The sequence below is a fragment of the Streptomyces sp. NPDC087845 genome, assembly GCF_044742755.1.
Lineage (GTDB): Bacteria > Actinomycetota > Actinomycetes > Streptomycetales > Streptomycetaceae > Streptomyces.
On the sequence record NZ_JBIUVC010000002.1, the window covers coordinates 19,235 to 36,398 of the forward strand.

General features: G+C 68.7%; 17 protein-coding genes. 7 read left to right on the forward strand and 10 right to left on the reverse strand.

Going from position 1 to position 17,164, the window contains the following annotated elements:
* Positions 1–57 precede the first annotated feature (57 nt).
* Genes ACIOMQ_RS05610 through ACIOMQ_RS05640 form a run of 7 tightly spaced genes read left to right on the forward strand, consistent with a single transcriptional unit; the run spans position 58 to position 8,483 of the window.
* On the forward strand, positions 58–1,977 hold the full coding sequence (locus ACIOMQ_RS05610) for a RiPP maturation radical SAM C-methyltransferase (RefSeq protein WP_402187984.1): 1,920 nt from the start codon (positions 58–60) through the stop codon (positions 1,975–1,977).
* The gene (locus ACIOMQ_RS05615) at positions 1,977–3,047 is read left to right on the forward strand and encodes a hypothetical protein (RefSeq protein ID WP_402187986.1); all 1,071 of its coding nucleotides are present in this window, start codon (positions 1,977–1,979) and stop codon (positions 3,045–3,047) included. Before ACIOMQ_RS05610 ends, ACIOMQ_RS05615 begins: the two co-directional genes overlap by 1 nt.
* Positions 3,037–5,220 (forward strand): peptidylprolyl isomerase, encoded by a 2,184-nt coding sequence (locus ACIOMQ_RS05620; protein WP_402187988.1) that lies wholly within the window; start codon positions 3,037–3,039, stop codon positions 5,218–5,220. Before ACIOMQ_RS05615 ends, ACIOMQ_RS05620 begins: the two co-directional genes overlap by 11 nt.
* Positions 5,221–5,254: 34 nt before the next feature.
* Entirely contained in the window at positions 5,255–5,491 is a 237-nt protein-coding gene (locus ACIOMQ_RS05625; RefSeq protein ID WP_402187990.1) for a phosphopantetheine-binding protein, read from the forward strand.
* A complete protein-coding gene (locus ACIOMQ_RS05630; RefSeq protein WP_402187992.1) occupies positions 5,488–6,312 on the forward strand; it encodes a hypothetical protein in 825 nt (274 codons plus the stop codon). Before ACIOMQ_RS05625 ends, ACIOMQ_RS05630 begins: the two co-directional genes overlap by 4 nt.
* Positions 6,309–7,445: a nucleotidyltransferase family protein gene (locus ACIOMQ_RS05635; protein WP_402187994.1), complete on the forward strand. Its 1,137-nt coding sequence runs from the start codon at positions 6,309–6,311 to the stop codon at positions 7,443–7,445. Before ACIOMQ_RS05630 ends, ACIOMQ_RS05635 begins: the two co-directional genes overlap by 4 nt.
* A gap of 30 nt (positions 7,446–7,475) precedes the next feature.
* Positions 7,476–8,483: an LLM class flavin-dependent oxidoreductase gene (locus tag ACIOMQ_RS05640; RefSeq protein ID WP_402187996.1), complete on the forward strand. Its 1,008-nt coding sequence runs from the start codon at positions 7,476–7,478 to the stop codon at positions 8,481–8,483.
* 236 nt (positions 8,484–8,719) lie between these two features.
* Here ACIOMQ_RS05640 and ACIOMQ_RS05645 read toward each other — a convergent pair whose 3' ends face one another.
* From ACIOMQ_RS05645 to ACIOMQ_RS05690, 10 genes are all read right to left on the reverse strand, one after another.
* Positions 8,720–9,136, reverse strand: coding sequence for a hypothetical protein (locus tag ACIOMQ_RS05645; protein WP_402187998.1), 417 nt, complete (start codon positions 9,134–9,136; stop codon positions 8,720–8,722).
* Positions 9,136–9,924 carry a hypothetical protein gene (locus ACIOMQ_RS05650; RefSeq protein ID WP_402188000.1) on the reverse strand — a complete coding sequence of 263 codons (789 nt, stop codon included), beginning with the start codon at positions 9,922–9,924 and terminating at the stop codon, positions 9,136–9,138. Before ACIOMQ_RS05650 ends, ACIOMQ_RS05645 begins: the two co-directional genes overlap by 1 nt.
* 158 nt (positions 9,925–10,082) lie before the next feature.
* A complete protein-coding gene (locus ACIOMQ_RS05655) occupies positions 10,083–11,543 on the reverse strand; it encodes a site-specific integrase (protein WP_402188002.1) in 1,461 nt (486 codons plus the stop codon).
* Positions 11,544–11,643: 100 nt separating this feature from the next.
* A complete protein-coding gene (locus ACIOMQ_RS05660; protein WP_402188004.1) occupies positions 11,644–11,880 on the reverse strand; it encodes a hypothetical protein in 237 nt (78 codons plus the stop codon).
* 6 nt (positions 11,881–11,886) lie between these two features.
* Entirely contained in the window at positions 11,887–13,008 is a 1,122-nt protein-coding gene (locus tag ACIOMQ_RS05665) for an adenosylhomocysteinase (protein WP_399043358.1), read from the reverse strand.
* A gap of 31 nt (positions 13,009–13,039) precedes the next feature.
* The gene (locus tag ACIOMQ_RS05670) at positions 13,040–14,038 is read right to left on the reverse strand and encodes an NAD-dependent epimerase/dehydratase family protein (protein WP_399043359.1); all 999 of its coding nucleotides are present in this window, start codon (positions 14,036–14,038) and stop codon (positions 13,040–13,042) included.
* 38 nt (positions 14,039–14,076) lie between these two features.
* The gene (locus tag ACIOMQ_RS05675; RefSeq protein WP_402188006.1) at positions 14,077–14,913 is read right to left on the reverse strand and encodes an aminoglycoside phosphotransferase; all 837 of its coding nucleotides are present in this window, start codon (positions 14,911–14,913) and stop codon (positions 14,077–14,079) included.
* Positions 14,910–15,557: a histidine phosphatase family protein gene (locus tag ACIOMQ_RS05680; protein ID WP_402188007.1), complete on the reverse strand. Its 648-nt coding sequence runs from the start codon at positions 15,555–15,557 to the stop codon at positions 14,910–14,912. The genes ACIOMQ_RS05675 and ACIOMQ_RS05680 overlap by 4 nt, the downstream gene beginning before the upstream one ends.
* Entirely contained in the window at positions 15,554–16,315 is a 762-nt protein-coding gene (locus ACIOMQ_RS05685; protein WP_402188009.1) for a phosphotransferase, read from the reverse strand. The genes ACIOMQ_RS05680 and ACIOMQ_RS05685 overlap by 4 nt, the downstream gene beginning before the upstream one ends.
* Positions 16,316–16,317: 2 nt before the next feature.
* Positions 16,318–17,160, reverse strand: a complete 843-nt coding sequence (locus ACIOMQ_RS05690; RefSeq protein WP_402188011.1) for a class I SAM-dependent methyltransferase — start codon at positions 17,158–17,160, stop codon at positions 16,318–16,320.
* Between the last annotated feature and the right edge of the window lie 4 nt (positions 17,161–17,164).

Below are 17,164 nucleotides of genomic sequence, written 5' to 3' on the forward strand. Positions count from 1 at the left end.
TCGGTTCCACCCTCACGAAAACCCGAAATCCGCCGCACCAACGAACTGGGGGATCTCATGACCCGGACCACTGTCCCGCTTCTCCTGTCGCGCCCGGCGGAGCTGTCCATCGACCCGGCGACGCCGCCGACCAGGCGGTTGCGCGTCGCCCTGGTCAACATGCCCTGGGCGCGGGTCAACGCCCCGTCGATCCAGTGCGGGCTCCTCCAGGCGATCACGCGCCGCGCCGGGCACGACTGCAACACCCACTACCTGAACATCGAGTTCGCCTCGTTCCTCGGCGGCGAGGGCTACGAGAAGATCGCCATGATGGACGCCATGCGGGACTACTTCCTCGGCGAGTGGCTGTTCTCCTACGCCGCCTTCGGGGAGGTCCTGCCGGTATCGGAATACCTGGCCACGTACCCCGAAGTGCAGGCCGACTGGGCCGAGTGGACCGGCGGCGACACGGACGACCTCGTCAGGGCGCAGCGCGAGACGCTGCCGAAGTGGATAACCGACTGCGCGAACCGTCCGGAGTGGGGGCAGTACGACGTCATCGGGTTCACGTCGACGTTTCTGCAGAATACCGCCGCACTCGCCCTCGGCAGGGCCATCAAGGAGGCGCATCCGCGAACGGCTCTGGTGTACGGCGGTGCGAACTTCGACAGCGAGATGGGGCTGGAGTACGCGCAGAAGCTGCCCTGGCTCGACTACGTCGTGGTCGGCGAGGGCGATGTCACGTTCCCCGCGCTACTCAAAGCCATCGCTGACGGGCAGGACGTCCAGCTGCCCGGCGTGCACCGGCACGGCCTGCCGGCCGTGCAGTCCCGAGCCGCGCAGCTGGGCCCCGCCGCGCTCGACGAGCTCCCGGTGCCGGACTACGGCGACTACTTCGACGCCCTCAACCGGTTCGGCCGGGCCAACGTCGTACCGGAAGACCAGATCAGGATGCCGGTCGAGTTCTCCCGAGGGTGCTGGTGGGGGCAGAAGCACCACTGCACGTTCTGCGGGCTGAACGCGCTGAACATGGCGTTCCGGGCCAAGTCGGGGCAGCGCGCGGTCGACGAGCTGGCCACGCTGCTGCGCGAGTACCAGATCGTGCATGTGGATGCAGTGGACAACATCCTCGACATGCAGTACCTCACTTCGTTCTGCGCGGAGTTGGCCGAGCGCCACTGGGACGTGAACATGTTCTTCGAGGTCAAGGCGAACCTCACGCGCGAGCAGATCAGGACGATGCATCTGGCGGGCATCATGCGCGTCCAGCCCGGTATCGAGAGCCTGAGCACCAGTGTGCTGCGGCTGATGCGCAAGGGGTCGAGCAAGCTTATCAATGTGCGGTTGCTCAAGTGGGCGCGGTACTACGGTGTTCGCGTCTCCTGGAACCTGCTTGCCGGGTTCCCTGGCGAGACCGAGGAGGACTACGCCGAGCAGCTCCGCCTGATTCCGCTGCTGTACCACCTGGAGCCGCCGTCGGGCTGCCGCAAGATCTGGCTGGAGCGCTTCAGCCCGTATTACACCGACGAGTCGTTCGCCATGACGAACAAGCGGCCGCAGGAGTGCTACCGGCACATCTACCCCGCTCACCTGAACCACGCGAAGATCGCCTACTTCTTCGACTACGAAGCGGCCGGTACCTGCTCCGACACCACGGTGAAGGCGGTGAACGCCGCCATCGACATCTGGGCGGACCACCACTCAGCCAACGCCAGCCTGGTCATGCAGCGGCTGCCCGGCCGACTCACGATCATCGACAAACGGACGGAGGAGGCTCGCCGACTGGTGCTGACCGACTGGCGGGCGGAGGCCTACGACGCGTGCGGTGACACCGCACACACACCGTCCAAGGTGCACGAACGGTTGGCCGCACACGGTTTCGACGTGGGCACCGACCGGGTCGCGCGCTTCCTCGACGAGTGCTGCCGGGTGGGGATCATGGTCTCCGACGAGGGGAAGTACCTCGGCCTCGCCCTTCCCGAGAACCCGGGCTGGTGATGGCAGGCGCGCAGCTGCTGGACTTCGGGCGAGAGATGGCCGCCCAGCTGGCGGAGGCCGAGGGCGCGGACGCCGCCTTCCTGGCCGGCAGCATCGTGGTGGGGCTCGGCAGCGCATCGAGCGACGTCGACGTGTACCTGGTCGGCACGGGGTTGCGCGAGTCCCGGCGGCAGTTGTTCACCGACGGTGTCCGGGTCGACGTCCAGACGCTCGCCACCGAGCGGCTGACCGGTCTCGTCGACGAGGTCGTGGCCGACTACCCGGCCCCCTCCCGCAAGCGGGTGGCCGATGCGGAGCTGACGGTGGCCGTGCGCCTGCTCACCGCGGAGGTCGTCGCCGACACCGGCTGCCTCGCGACCATGCGGGAGCGGCTGGCCGCCTGCCCGCTGCCGCTGCGCCGCATGGTCATCAGCAGCTGGGCGCGCACGGCGTACTCCGCCGTCGAGGACGTCGTGGGGCTGCGGGAGTCGTCGGACCGGCTCGACCTCGACGCGGCGGTCACGGCGGGCCGCCGGGCTCTGCTAGCCGCGGGAAAGGCGCTGACCGCGGGCGGCGGCGACGTGCACCAGGGCGACAAGTGGGTGTGGCACCAACTGGCCCGCAGCGCGCCGGACTCCTTCCCGCTCGCCGAGTACCGGCGCCTGATGCATCACTGCGCACCGGAACCGGAGTCGGGGAAGGCCGACTGCCTCGGCGAGCTCGTCTCCTTCGTCCAGACCTGTCTGATCGCGGCGATGACTCTCGGCTGGTGGGGGGTACCGCTCACGCACTGGCCGCGCTGGACGGACGGGGGCGGGCCGCTGCGACGGAGCGCGTTCTTCCTGCCGTGTGCGACCGACGCCACAACGCTGATCGCCGGGCCTGGCGCGCAGATTTTCCGGGCACCGCCCGAGGCCCTGCTGGTCTGGGGCCTGTGCCACGGCGCGTCGGTGGACCGGGTGGCCGCCTCAGCAGCAGCACTGGGTCCGCTCGCCGAACCCTGGAACGGACTCACCGGCCGACGGTGCCGCGCCGTCCTGCGCGAACTGGCCGACGCGGCCCTGATCACCGGAGCGCACATTGCGGATTAACCACACCCGGAGCGCCACGCTGGATCTCTTCCTGACCCTGCAACGAGAGCTGCACGACCGCTTCTCGTTCGAGGCGATGCTGCTCCCCCGTCCCACGGCTCCGGAGGTGGCGGCCTTCTGGGACGGGTTCGAGTCCTGGGCGCCGATCATCCGGAACAACGTCCCGGCCGCGGTCGCCGCCGCACCCGATCCGGCGAAACTGGTGGCGCTCGTCGACGATGAGCGGCTGGCGGACGGTGCCCAGCTCATCGCTGCGGCGATGGCCGCCGCTGAACCGGCCTTGGCACCGGTCATCGCCCGGTACGACGCGATGCGGGACCGCGCCGCCGCCGAGCTGGACTCGATCCTCGTCCCCGACCAGTACCTCGCCCCGCTGTGCGAGGCGCTCGGGACGAGTGCGCCGCCCCGGACGCTGGACCTGCATCTGGTGCCGTTCGCGCCGCACACACCCGCGGTCGGCTATCTCACCGACCGCGGCGTGCTGACCGGCCTGTACGTCGACTGCAACCGCTTCCGGGGCACGACCGCCGCGGACAGCGTGCTCACCCTCCTTGCCTGGGCCCAGCTGATGGAGACGCGAGACGATCCGGCCAATCTGTCGGTGGAACTGGCCGGGCGGCTGCCGGGCTCCGCACCGTACCAACGGCGGCTGCGGGTACTGCTGGCCAAGATCCTCATCGAGACGCTGGCGGGCCACCTGGTACGCGCCGCACGCCCCGAACACCGCCCCTGCTTCGACGTACTCGGCTCGCAGTGGCGGTATCCGCGGCTCTTCGCGGTCGTCGAACGGCACTGGACCCGCTACCTGCACGGTGACGGCAGCCGTGCTCAGGCCCTGGACGGCATGGCTCGCGACCTGGCGGCGTACAGTCCGCGCTGGTTCATCGACCACGTCGATCCGTCCAGTCTGGCGGCCGACTTCTATCTGCTGGAATGGATGGCCGCCGAGGGCAACCGGGAGGCCGGCATCCGGCTGGCAGGCTGGCTTCCCCAGCTCTGCGCCGACGTGGCCGGTCACCTGGACGTCGCCATCGGAAGCGAACTCGGCCATTTCGGCCGGGTGCCGCTCGAACTGTGCGCGCCAGAGCTGGCGGACTTCCTGCGCAGGACCGCCGACGGCGACAGCCGCGTGGCCTGGCCGCGCCTGCGCACGGACCTCGGCCATGCCCGCGCCCTGGAGCTGGCCCGCCAGGCCTTCGCCGGTCCTGGCGTCGAGTTCGGCGGTGCGGCATGGCACCCGATCGCGGAGATGATGGGCCGCTACGTCACTGGGGAGCTCCCGGACCGGGTCTTCGTCGACCAGTGCTTCACGCTGGAGCACAACAACGGTTCGGTCTTCGACAAGTTCTACGACGTGCAGGACATGCCGCTCGTGCTCGACGCGCAGGCCAGGACCGATGTGGACGTACTGGCGAAGCATGCGTCGGCCGCCGTGCGGAGACGTTTCCGGCACCATCGGGGGCAGGGCCCCGCTCCGGTCGACGAGCCGTCCGGCTGGTTCGAACTGAGCCTGCGCCACGCCCGTCCGGGGATGCTGGGCTGCGGCAACCGAGCCGAGCCCGGTGACTTCGATCCCGCGGGCGATGCGCTGCTCCGGGGCCCGGTCAACGTACGGCAGATGCGGGTCCGCTCGCCGATACCGTCGTCCCTCACCACCTACCGGTCGGTGCGGGTATGCCTGCACACCTCGCTGGGAGACGTTCACCTGCGGCTCTGGCCTGACAAGGCACCGTACACAGTGGACAACTTCGTCGGGCTCGCCATGGGCAGCCGGGCCTGGCGCGATCCCCGAACCGGGCAACCGGGCCAGGGCGGCTTCTACGACGGCACCATGTTCCACCGACGGGTGCCCGGGTTCCTCGTCCACGGCGGAGACCGGCTCGGCACTGGTGAGGGCAGCGCGGGCTACCGCTGGTTCGAGGAGATCTGCCCGGGCCCGACGTTCGACCAGCCGTTCCGGGTGGCCATGGCCAATCGCGCAGGTCCCGGCTCGACCAGTACGGGCTCGCAGTTCTTCATCACGGTGGCACCGGCACCGCACCTCGAAGGCTCCTACGCGGGATTCGGCGAGGTGCTCTCCGAACCGTGCCGACAGGTCGTGCTGCGGATCGCGAAGTCCCCGAACCCGGTCCTGATCGAGTCTGTGACCGTGACCGCCGTTCCCACGACATGAACCCGAACTACTGGGGGCGATGATGGAAACACAAGTGCGGGCGATACTCCGGGAGCACTCTGGCCTCGGGGACGCCGTACGGAACATCAGCATCCACGAGAGCCTGTGGCTGCTGGGCATGACGTCCCTGGACAGCGTGGCGGTGATGGTCGCGCTCGAATCGGCGTTCGACTTCGAGTTCCCGGACGACAAGCTGCGGCACGCCACCTTCGCGTCCGTCTTCAGCATCATGCGCTGCATCAAGGAACTGACCGAGAGCGGTGTGCGGTGATACCGGACGGTGCGCTGACCCGGACTCCCGCTGCGGGGGTCTGCCTCTCCTCCGCGGGCTTCGAGTCGATCGTGCGGGGCCTCACCTCGGCCCTGGCGGTCCTCGCCTCCGATGAGGTGGTTCAGTTGCGCACGCCGCCGGTGATCGCCCGCGAGATCATCGAGAAGGCCGGTTACGACAAGACCTTCCCGCACCTGCTGGGCCGGGTGTTCGCCAGGGCGGACAGCGGGGTGACCGCCGAGTCGGATCTGGTCCTGCTGCCCGCGGGCTGCTACTGCGTGTATCCCCTCTATACGGGCGTACGCCTGGGGGCGGCGGTCGAGCTGAGCGTCGAGGCGACGTGCTTCCGGCAGGAGGAACAAGCCGAGGCGGGGCGGCTGCGCTCGTTCCGGATGCGGGAGTTCGTCCGGCTCGGCACTGCGGACCAGTGCCTCGCGTGGCGCGACGACCGCCTCGCGGCCGCCGGGGAGTGGCTCGCCGACTTGGGCCTTGAGGCCGAGAGCGCAGTGGCCGCCGACCCCTTCTTCGGCAGCGGCGACCGGATGCTGCGGATGCTCCAGATAGAGCGGGAACTCAAGATCGAATTGCGGGTGGCGGTCGCGCCGGGACAGGTTCAGGCGGTCGCCTCGGCGAACTGCCACACCGACCAGTTCGGGCGACTGTTCGATATCGCCGACGCGCACGGCGACGTCGCGCACACGGCGTGCCTCGCGTTCGGCTACGAGCGCCTCGCCCTCGCCCTGATGCACCGCCACGGCGCGGACCCGCGCCGCTGGCCGGACCGAGTCCGGAAGATCCTCAGTCTGGGGGCGCCACAATGACATCCACGATCCCGGCGGCCGGGCTCCGGCCGGAGGCCCGGCTGCTACTCGCCCTCGCGGCACCGCGATGGGACGCGGCCCGTGCCCGCCACACCCGCGAACTGCTGGCCGCCGAGGTGGCCATGGACTGGCCGTACTTCCTGGATCAAGCGCTGTGCCAGCAGGTGGTCTGCACGGTCGGGCGCAACCTCGGCCGCTATCTGCCCCGGGATAAGGCGATGCTGCCGCATCTGTGGATCTACTCGGCGGCGTACGAGGCGAATGCCCGGCGCAACCGACACCTGTTCGCCGAATTCGGGGGGATTCTCCGGGCGTTGAACCGGCGCGAGGTGCGGTACGCGGTGCGGAAGGGACCGTCGCTGTGCGCCCTCGTCTACGACGATCCCGGCATTCGGCGGATGAGCGACCTCGACCTCCTGATCGAACGAGAGTCCCTGGAAGCCGTCGGCGGGATCCTCACGGAACTCGGCTACCGGCAGGGCGTTCCTTCGGAGGACGGCGAGCGCGTCGTCCCCCACGAACGCAAGACGAAGCTGTTCTGGGCGGTGCATCTGAATAACGCCCTTCCGTTCCTGAAACCGACCGCCGAGCCGGAGGTCCCGTGGTTCGAGGTGGACCTCTGCCTCGACCTGTTCCAGAAGCGATCGGCCGGCGGGGTCGAGACCGGTGCGGTGCTCGACCGCGCCCGACCGGTGGAGATCTGCGGGGAGCCGTCCTTCGCACTGAGTCCGCTGGACCAGTTGCTGGACATCTGCCTGCATCTCTACAAGGAGGCGACCAGCTACCTGAGCATCCTCCAGGGTCGGGACCTCAACCTGATGCGCTTCATCGACGTAGTGGAGTCGCTTCGCGTCACGACGAACGCCGACCTGGAGCGGCTACCAGAGCTCGTCCGGGAAGTCGGGGCCGAGCGGGAGATCTACTTCGCTCTCCACCACGCGGGCCTTCTCTATCCCGATGCCATTCCCACGGGGCTGTTGAAGCAGCTGGAACCGCAGGACTGCGGGTATCTGGACGAGTTCGGCGGATTGGAGGGCCGGACCAGGCGGTGGAGCCAAGGCTTCCTCGACCGATTGTTCCATCCCGACCGGTGGACCGATCTTCCCGGCCCCTCGTCGATCCCAACCATCTGAAGCCGTAGCCCGGCACATGGAGGAGGAGCCATGCCCAACCGCCTCGAAGTCATCGGTACGGCCACGGTTCCCTGGCTCCCGCCCAGCCACGACTTCCGTCCCGGGCTGGCCGCGCTCGCCGAGCGCGCCGAGAAGAACGGCTTCAGTGGACTGCTGGTCTTCTACGACCACATGGTCCTGGATCCATGGACGGTGGCCGGGGTGCTGCTGCAGCACACCTCCACGCTGGTCCCGCTGGTCGCGGTGCAGCCGTATGCCCTGCCCCCGTTCACCGCGGCGAAAACGATCAGCAGCCTGGTCTCGCTGTACCGCCGCCGCGTCGACCTCAACGTCGTCACCGGTGCGGCCCCGGAAGAACTGGACCAAATCGGCGACCCTCTCGACCACGACGGCCGCTACGCACGCGCCGCCGAATATGTGTCCCTGCTGCGCCAGCTGCTTGGCGCGGACGAACCGGTCACCTGGAACGGCGACCACTACCGCTACCGGAACCTGCGAATCAACACCAGGCTCCCCGAGCACCTCATGCCGCGGATATTCGTCCCGGGGTCGTCCGAGGCGAGCCGGAGCCTCGTCGATAGGATCGGTCACGTCACGCTCACCCACCCCGAACCCGTCGACCGGTTCGCCGAGAACTTCGCGGCCGCGCGCAATGCCTCCGGTCTGGAGATGGGCATACGTGTCGGACTGATCGCACGGCGGACTGCCGAGGAAGCCTGGGCCGCCGCCCTGGAGAACCACCAGGTGGACCGGGCGGCCCGGTTGAGGACGCTCCTCAAACGGGAATCCGAGTCCGACTGGAACCGGCGGCTGGCGCGACTGGCATCCGAAGCCGAGGTCCACGACGACGTCTACTGGACCGGCCTCTACAGCACCGGACGGACGGGCGCGCCCCTGTTGGTCGGCAGCTACGACCAGGTGGCGGAATACCTCGAGCGGTACATCGCCCTCGGTGTCACGAAGCTGCTGGTGACCAAGGTTGATACCGAGGACGAGTTCCACCACGCCCGCACCGTCCTGACCCGGCTCGACAAGTAGGGCATCGATCGAGGGGACTACAGCAGCGGCCCACACAGCCCGTCATCACCGCCTACCTTTCCTCCACCAGGGACGACGAGGCCGAAGCGGGTGCCCGCGTCACCCGCCCGGACACCTGGCTGACCGTCGCCCGGTGAACTAGCCTCTTCCGTGCGACTGGTGTCCCGCTGACCTGGAGGAGTATGCCCGGAGCGATGCCCTCCCGTCACTGCTCCGGGTAATCGTCTCGGCATCGATTACTCCAGCCAGGGGCCCGACGCGGGCAGGGCGGTGATCCGGCCCTGGCGCCGCGTGGTGTCCTTCTTCTTCAGTTCGAGGTTCTCGTAGTAGAGGTTTGCGGTCACCGTGGCAAGCGCGTCGAGTTTGCCCTGCACTTCAGTCGCCCGGGTGTTGGCCTCGCGCAGCCTGCTCCGCAAGTCGGCGATCGTCTCGTCGCGCTGGACTTCTCCAGGCGTACGAAGCACAGGACGCGCGACCCGCGCATCCCACTCGGCCAGGACCTCCTCGGCACGGTGGACCGTGGCGTGGCTGACCTTCGCCTCGCGTGCCAGGTTCTCCTTGGTCAGCGCGCCGTCGGTGTGCAGCGGCTCGCCGGCCAGCAGTCGGGCCATGGCCTCGCGGAGCTTGGTCTCCGTGGCGGCGGACACCGGCATCAGGCGTCCTCCCTCATCTTGTCGAACTGCACAGTTGCCGAGCGGACCTCAGCGAGCCGAGTCAGGGCCTGCTCGCGCCGGGGCTTGGACAGCTTCTTCTTCAACAGCGACACGAGGTCGGCCTCCTCCATCCGCCAGATCGGCTCGTGGGCGAGGGTCAGCACCGAGTTGCGGCATCGGGCGGGCTGGCACGCCCCCAGGAGTGGGGTCTGGCCACGCTGTTCGGGCGGGAGTTGGTTCTGACACTCGGCCGTGGGGGCGTTCCACAGGCAGTGGTTGACCGTGCCCAGGTGTAGATCAGCGAACTCGTCCCGCAACAGGGTGATCTCCAGACGTTCGTCGGCAAGCTGGGCACGGAGCACGGTGCTCTGCTCGATGACGTCGTTGACCTTGTCAAGACCTGCATGGAAACGCACGGCGCCGGGACCAACCGCGATGACCTTCCCGGCCCGGCGGGCCTGGAGCAGGGAGACCAGCTTCTTGGCCGCGGCGACCTGCAGCTGGTTGTCGAACTCTTTGGCCCACCGTGCGTCGGGCTTGCCGTAGGCGAGGGTGGTGCGGTTCGCCATCGCTCGCCGGGCGGCGTGCTTGAGCTGCAGTCCGAGTGCGATCTCGCCGTCGGGCTCCTGGGCCGCGATGATCGACATCGTGTGCCGGAACATGTGGGGCCGCACCAGAGTCTCGGGAATCTCCTCCAGCCCGGTGTACTCGCGGTTGGTGTTGACGGTGGCGATGAAGTCGTCGATGTCGCGGGCGGCATCGAAGCCGCCGTGGCCGCCCCCGGCCAATGTGGAGCAGGCGAACTCGGATGGGTCAAGTCGCGCATGGACTGGGCGATCTCGTTGGCGAAAGACGATCTCACGTACCCCGATCCGGTTCGGCGAGGGCTCCGCGGGCCGGGGCCGACGGGTGCCGGGGGTGCCGCGGCGTTCTCCTCGGCGGGGCATCAGACGTTCCCCCGTCCACCGTGCCGTGAGGCCAACTCCGCGTACGTGACGTCATGTTCGTTCCATTCCTTGATGGCCTGCGCGACCAGGAGGTTCGACTTCTTCTTGTACGTCAGGTACCGCATCGTCGACTCTGGGCGGCGGTGTCCGAGGAGCCGCATCACGGTCAGGAAGGGGTTCCGTGACTGGTGGTCGGCTGCGTAAGCCGGGACGCGGCTTGAGCGCGCGTACTCCTCCGCGTCCTGCTTGCGCAGCAGCTCGGTCAGCAGTTCCAGCATGTAGATCGCGAACGTGTGCCGTAGGTCGTGGATCCGGACCTGATTCGGCATCTCCAGTTCCAGGCCGTACTCCTCGATGATCCGCAGCGTGCGCGCATGCGCGTCGAGGAATATCTGCTCCCACCGCTGGTTGGAGATCATCCGCCCGTGGCGGCCGACGAACAGGGCCATCGGCTCCAGCCCGTGCTCTCCCTCGATCATGGTCCGCGCTCGCAGGTTCGCGTCCATCGCCTTGATGCTTCGGGTCCGGCGCCTGCCGTGCTCGACACCGCGCAATTTCATCTGTCGCTTGTCGACGTCATCGACGACGAAGAACTCCTCGCGGCGCCGCCACAGATTCCTCGATGCTCGGCGCACCATGGCGGCGCGCTCGGTCCGGCGATACCAGTCGATCTCCCGAAGCATCTCGTTCTGAACCTCGACGGTCCGCGGCAAACCGAACTTGGCGATGGCCTGTAGCTCCACCTCCTTCGCCGTGTCGTCGCGGCGTGGTGGGCCGACCTCGATGTCAAGCAGGGCACGGAACTCACGCAGCCGCAGGCCGGTAGTGATGGACAGATTGCCGCCAGCGCTGTCGCGCAGCGTGTGCGCGGAGCGGAACGATGGGTCGGCCGTGCCGTCCGGAAGGAGCCCGCGAAGGCCGACACGATCCAGGAACCACCACTGCTCGTACGTGAGATGCCGTACGTCGAGCGCCGCGGTGGTGCCCCAGCTCAGAACGTCCCGACCATTGGGGCGCCGGTAGTAAGGGCGCCTCACCAGCAGCTTGGCTTCGTCAACTGCCCAGTCGTAGAAGCTGCCGATCGTCACGCGGCGGCGCTTCCAGGTGGCCGGCGACATGGGCTCGTCCCGGTGCTCGGTGCAGTGCTCCCGGTACGCGAGCAGATCGTCCTCCACTGCCGACAGCACGTCACTCGGCGGATCGAGGCTCTCCAGGAAGTCGCTGAAGTCCAGGAAGTCGTAGGTGTAGTCCTGCAACGACTTCGCCTTGAGCGTCTTGGCCAGATCTAGGAAGAAGGAGCAGTGCGGCTCCAAGGGCCGCATGTCCGAACCGAGGAAGAACGGGGTGCCGTCCTTGAGCGCCCGCTCCCGGGTCACGTACCGCATGCCGTCAAAGTCGGTGCCGTCGGGCGCCGCACCGTAGCGGCGAACCTTGTCGCGGGAGGTAAAGAAGTAGTCCACAGGGCTCCTTGAGACAGGTGGGAAGTCCTGAACCTAACCGTCTGCTGGACACAAAGAAACCCTCCGCGAAGGGAGGGTGAGACAGTCCCAAATACTTGGCCTAACCGCCGGGCACCAGAAGCTTCCCGGATGCCTTGTGCACGATGTGCAGCACGCGCCGGTCGCCGTCGATGAGGATGGCGCTGCAGGTCACGTGGGCGGGGTACGTCTTGCGGCTCGTGGGGTCGTCAGAGGCCGCGAGCGCTGCGAACAGCGGCGCGAGGGAGTCGCGTTCCTCCGGGTGGCGGGCGAGGTACGCCTCGGTGATGGAACGGATGTGGTGGACAGCGGGGGCCACTGCGGGTCACCTTTCGAAGTGGTGGAGCCAGGTTCTGGCGATGCCGTTGCGGTCGGCCGCCGGCATCTCGTGCAGTCCGGGCTGGAAGCGGGTGTGGCTGAGCGCGGCGGTGGCGGCGAGTATCTCGGCCTGCACGAGGTGGATGTACGCGCCGACGGCGGCTCCGTGCACGAAGTTGACGGCACCGCCGTCGGCGAGAACGTAGAAGTAGTGGCCGGTGACCTCGTATCGCGTCAACTGAGGCCCGATGGCGCTTCGTTGGTAGAGGTCATGGAGGCTACCGAGTTCGAGTTCATCCTCGGAGGAGGTCACCGATCCGAGGTACGCGCCGTTGCGCAGGGCGGCGAAGTCTCCCTGTCGCAGGGCGAGATTGCCGGTGGCGCACAGGACGAGTTCCGCGTCGCGTAGGGCCTCGGTGGTGGACGCGCTGGTGTGGAAGCCGAGGGAGTGCGCCTGGACCCGCTTGATCGGATCGCTGTCGTACACGGTGACGCGCAGGTCCTGGGCACGCAGGGTCTGGGCGATGGCCCGGCCGATCTTGCCGAAGCCGATGACGCACGCGTTACGACTCGTGAGGATGTCCCCGCGGGCACGGACGAGGGCGTCGGTGGAGAACACGATCGACCGGCCGACGAGGTGGTCTTCGCAGTCCTTGAGCGGGGAGCGGGCCACGGACACTACCGCGCACGGCAGGGAGTCGAGCGCCGCATACCGCTGGTGCCCGTTCTCGGTGTCCTCGACGACGCCGAGGATACGGCCGGAGAACTTGCTCGCGAGGGTGTCGAGGCTCGCCGCGAAGTAGCCGCCGATGTCCACCAGGACGACGTCCCGGCCGCCCGCCGTGTCCTCCAGGTAGTCCAGGGCCTGGGTCTCGTCGGCGAACCGTTCCCGAGTGAGGTCATGGACCGGGAAGGTGCGGCGGACGGCGTCGAGGGTCGGCTGGTGGATAGACCGGGGCTTGGGCAGCACGGCGCCGACCGTGGACACTGCGGCCATAGCCCGCAGGAATGCCGGCCTTTCCGGGAGCAGGTGCGTGATGACCAGGGTCGTGATCGCCTCGCCCGCGGCGAACTGCGCGGTGATCTGCCGGAAGAAGGCGTCCAGCCGCGCTCGCTCAGGACTTTCCATTACCTCTCCTCTCGGACTCCGGGTCGCGGGGTTACGCGGCTCGGCTGTAGTTGGGGAGCTGTGCGGCCAGGGCCTGCATGTGAGCGCGCAGCCCGTTGTGGAGGTCGACTCGCGGCTGCCAGCCGAGGACCTCTCGGGCACGGCTGGGGTCGGCGCGGGTGAGGAGAACGTCACCGTTGCGCGCGCGGTCCTGCTGGAGCTGGATGTCGCGGCCGGTGAGGCTGGTGGCGATGTTGATCACCTCCAGCAGCGAGGCATTCGACCCGCCGCCCACATTGATGGCACCGTTCGCGGTCGGTACGACGGCAGCGGCGATCGTGGCGGCGACCACGTCGTCTATGTAGGTGAAGTCGCGTCGCTGATGGCCGTCTCCGTACAGGCGGAGCGGCTGACCGGTCAGGGCGGCTTGCAGGGCGCGGTGGGTGAACATGTCGGCGCGCTGGCGGGGGCCGTAGACGGTGAAGTACCGCAGGGCAACGACGCTGGGGCCGATGGGACGCTCGGCATAGGCGAGGCAGAGCTGTTCCTCGGCCAGTTTGGTCACGGCGTACGGGGAGGCGGGCTTCGGACGGTCGGCCTCGACGCTCGCGCCGCCGTCGGTCGGACCGTAGACGCTGGAGGAGGAGGCGACGACCAGTCGCGGGACGCCGATGCGGGTGCAGGCTTCCAGGACGCGGTGGGTAGCCAGCACGTTGGACGCGAGGTAGTCGCCGAACTGCGGGCCCCAGGAAGGTCGTACGCCGGGAATTCCGGCGAGGTGGAAGACCGCGTCCGCGTCGATCAGGAGGGGGTCGATCGCGCAGTGGAGGAGGTCGGCGGTGACGTGGTGGTATCCGGGGAGTCCCCGCAGGTCGGCGAGGTTGGCGGCGGCCGTGGGGTCGGTGGACGGGTCGCGGCGGTCGACGCCGATCACGGTGGTGCCGGCCTGGATGAGGGCGTGTGCGAGGTGGGAGCCGATGAATCCGGCGGAGCCGGTCACCACGGCCCGACGGGGTGCGGTGGTGGTCGAGGGCTGCTCGTGCTGCGACACGGGAATCTCCAGAGAGGTGTGGTCGAAGAGGGCGAAGGTCAGGTGAGCCGGGACAGCACGGTCCGGCCGTGCGCGCTCAGGGAGGGGTCGTTCTCCTTGTGGCCCTTGACCAGGGCGGTGGCCGCCTCGATGGCGCCGAAGGACTCCAGGAGGCGGCGTTCGGAGCCGTTCAGCGGGCGGCCGTAGCCGTCGAAGAAGGCGGTCCGGAGGTGGGGCGCGGCCTGCCAGCGCCGGAATTCGAGCCGGGCGAAGTCGCGGATGCGCGCGTCGCGTCGCATGTGTTCGAAGTCGTAGATGCCGAAGGCGTCGCCGACCAGCCAGTTGCGCGGCTGGTAATCGAGGTGGCAGACCGCGCTGTCCATGAGGCTGTTGTCCAGGATGGCCGCGTGGTGGTTCAGCAGGTTCCGCTCGACCGTGCTGATCAGGTCGGCGCGACCCGCCTGATCGATCCAGCCCTGGAGACGCTGTGCCAGCATGGCACCGACGGAGCCGCCCTGGGGCATGGAGGTGGCCCGGTGGAGCGCGCCGAGGACGTGGCCGGCCTCGTGATGGGCCAGCTCCTCCTCGGGTGAGCCCGGTGCCACGGTGTCCGCCCGATCGCCCGCGAGCGCCGTCAGCAGGAGCGTGCGGCTGGCGTCGTATCGGCCGACCAGCGTCGGGGCGTGGCCGCGCAGGTGGGTTCCCCATGTTCGGTAGGCGTGAAGCTCCCGCGCATACCGGTCCTGCTCGGCGTGCTGCTTGGCGACGAAGTGCCGCCCACCGGCGTCGACTACCCGCACCACCCGGGGAGGAAGCAGTGGGTCCGGCACGATCTCCACCACTCCGAGGAGGTCGTGCGCCAACTGGATCCGCGGGTCGTCTGCCACCGTGGTCACGAGGAAACCTCCGGCGCGAGGTGTGTGGTGTCGTTGTGCCGGTCGAGCATCCAGCGGGTCTGTCCGAGCCGGTTGTGGTGCTCCTGCCAACGGGTGATGGAAGCGTGGTTGACCGTGAAACCCGCGGGAGAACCGATCGGGATGTCCAGCAGCAGCGTGTGGGCGGTGATCACGATCTCGCCGTGAGCCGCGAAGAGGACGCGCTGCCCCCGGTGCTGGTCGATGATGTCGCGCAAGGAACTGCCGGCGCGTTCCAGGTAGCCGTTCCAGGTGTCGGAGCCAGCGGCCCACTGCTGGTCCGGGTGAGCGTGGGGGCCGCCGTCTGCTGCGGTCTTCACGGCGGTCCAGGGCTGGCCGTCGGCGTCGCCGTGAACGGGTCCGTCAAGGCGTTCGTCGGTGGACATGGGTATTCGCAGTGCCTGGGCGATGATCTCGCCGGTCTGGATCAACCGGATCCGCGGGCCCGTGTAGACGAGATCGAAGGGCTGCTCCTGGTGCTCGGTGGCCAAGCGGCGTGCCGCCGCCTCGACCTGGGCATACCCGAGGTTGGTCAGTCCGGTGCAGGTGTTCGGGCCCCCGACGAGGCCGTCGGCGTTGCACTGGGCCTGGCCGTGCCGTACGAAGACGAGTTCGGTGGTGATCATGGGGTTCCTCGGAGGTGGGAGCGGAGCGGCCAGCTGTAGCGGTAGCCGTTGCGCCCGACGTACGGGGCGGTCAGCACTGCGTGCAGAGCCAGGAAGTCGTCGAGCCGTTCGCGGCCCGTGGTGCCGAGCCGGGTGCCGTAGCTCCCGGCTGCCGCGTTGTACGCGAGCAGGGCGGCGTTGACGTCGTGGTCCGGGAGGGGCCCGTACGTCAGGTGGAGCGTCGCGATGAGCTTGGCGAGGTCGTATCCCATAGGGGCGAGGGACAGGTCGTCGGTGTCGACGGTGACGATGTCCCCGGTGCTGGTGATGATGAAGTTGCGGGGGTTGCTGTCCTTGTAGAAGGCGAACGGCCCCTGGGCGGTCTCTTCCAGCAGGCCGAGCATCGCGTACAAGGCCACCTTGTCCGGGAGATAGCCCTGCTCGTGGCGACGCCGGAGCGCGATCTCCCGGGGGCCGAGGTAGTCGTCGAACGTCGTGCCGTCCTGGAAGCGGTGCGGGATGCCCAGCGATGCGGACTGCAGGTCGCTGGTCCAAGCAGCACCGTGGGCGTGGCCCAGCAGTTCCGCCATGCTCGGGAGGTCCTCGGGGTGAACGGAGCGGCCCTCGACCCGCTCGAACGTCAGGCTGTCCGGTCCGATGGTGTGGAGTGCCGGCTGCCGCAGCGGCTTCGCGTGTTCGTTGATCCACCGGTAGTGGCGCACAGCCCCCGCCGCGCGCTCCGGTGTCGCGTAGTGCTTGGTGAACGACGGGAGCGTCATGGCTAGCGCCCTTCGTTCGGCTGGGCGACGACGAAGGTGATGCGGGACCTGGTGGTCAGCGGCTGGTCCGGAAGGAATTCGTGCAAGGTCGCGGCCAGGGCCCCGGGGTTGCCGTACAGGCCGGGCGCGAGGTCGTACTTGGGGTTGGTGGCCAGGTACTGCGCGGTGTGGTCGTGGCCGCCGAAGGTGAAGGCGTGCTCCTCGTCCAGGACGGCGATCACGTCGAGAGAGGAGGCTGCCAGGTCAGCGAGGTTGCCGCTGTGGGCTGCGGTGTAGAGGCTCTCGTGCTTGTCGGCCTGCGCGTCGAGGCCGGCGGAGGCGACAAGCTGGTCCATCTCCCGGTAGCTGTCGAGGCCCTTGGTGACGAGCACGGCCAGGCCCCCCGGGGCGAGGACTCTGGCGATCTGCGCGATGACGTCCTTGGGCTGCGGCGAGTGGTAGAGGCAGAACGCGGCGACGGCGACGTCGCACGATCCGGCGGGCAGCGGGAGGTCGTGGAAGTCGCCTTCGACGAAGTCCACCGTGCTGTCGGGCAGCTCCTTGGCGCGCTCACGGGCCTGGGCGAGCAGGGAGGAGGCGGCGTCCAGGCCGACGGCGCGCTGCGGCCGGAGCTGCTCGGCAAGGGCCAGGGTGCTCGTGCCGCGACCGCAGCCGATGTCGAGCACCAAGCCGAGCCGGTCCGGCTGCGCGTGGTGGGTCTGCACCAGGCTGACGATCGTCTCGGGCACGGGGTTGCCGGAGGTCTTCGCGCGCATCAGGGCGCTGGTCCGCCCGGCCAGCCGAGCGGCGTGGCCGTAAAGCTCGTGCTGCCGGGCCGGGTCCAGGAACGGGTTGGGCTCGTTCATGCCG

Excerpts from the sequence above, each read along its gene's own strand:
- ACIOMQ_RS05610 (WP_402187984.1), top strand. The coding sequence starts at position 58 with ATGACCCGGACCACTGTCCCGCTTCTCCTGTCGCGCCCGGCGGAGCTG.
- ACIOMQ_RS05690 (WP_402188011.1), bottom strand. The coding sequence starts at position 17,160 with ATGAACGAGCCCAACCCGTTCCTGGACCCGGCCCGGCAGCACGAGCTT.
- ACIOMQ_RS05680 (WP_402188007.1), bottom strand. The coding sequence starts at position 15,557 with ATGATCACCACCGAACTCGTCTTCGTACGGCACGGCCAGGCCCAGTGC.
- ACIOMQ_RS05685 (WP_402188009.1), bottom strand. The coding sequence starts at position 16,315 with ATGACGCTCCCGTCGTTCACCAAGCACTACGCGACACCGGAGCGCGCG.
- ACIOMQ_RS05640 (WP_402187996.1), top strand. The coding sequence starts at position 7,476 with ATGCCCAACCGCCTCGAAGTCATCGGTACGGCCACGGTTCCCTGGCTC.
- ACIOMQ_RS05635 (WP_402187994.1), top strand. The coding sequence starts at position 6,309 with ATGACATCCACGATCCCGGCGGCCGGGCTCCGGCCGGAGGCCCGGCTG.
- ACIOMQ_RS05645 (WP_402187998.1), bottom strand. The coding sequence starts at position 9,136 with ATGCCGGTGTCCGCCGCCACGGAGACCAAGCTCCGCGAGGCCATGGCC.
- ACIOMQ_RS05665 (WP_399043358.1), bottom strand. The coding sequence starts at position 13,008 with ATGGAAAGTCCTGAGCGAGCGCGGCTGGACGCCTTCTTCCGGCAGATC.
- ACIOMQ_RS05615 (WP_402187986.1), top strand. The coding sequence starts at position 1,977 with ATGGCAGGCGCGCAGCTGCTGGACTTCGGGCGAGAGATGGCCGCCCAG.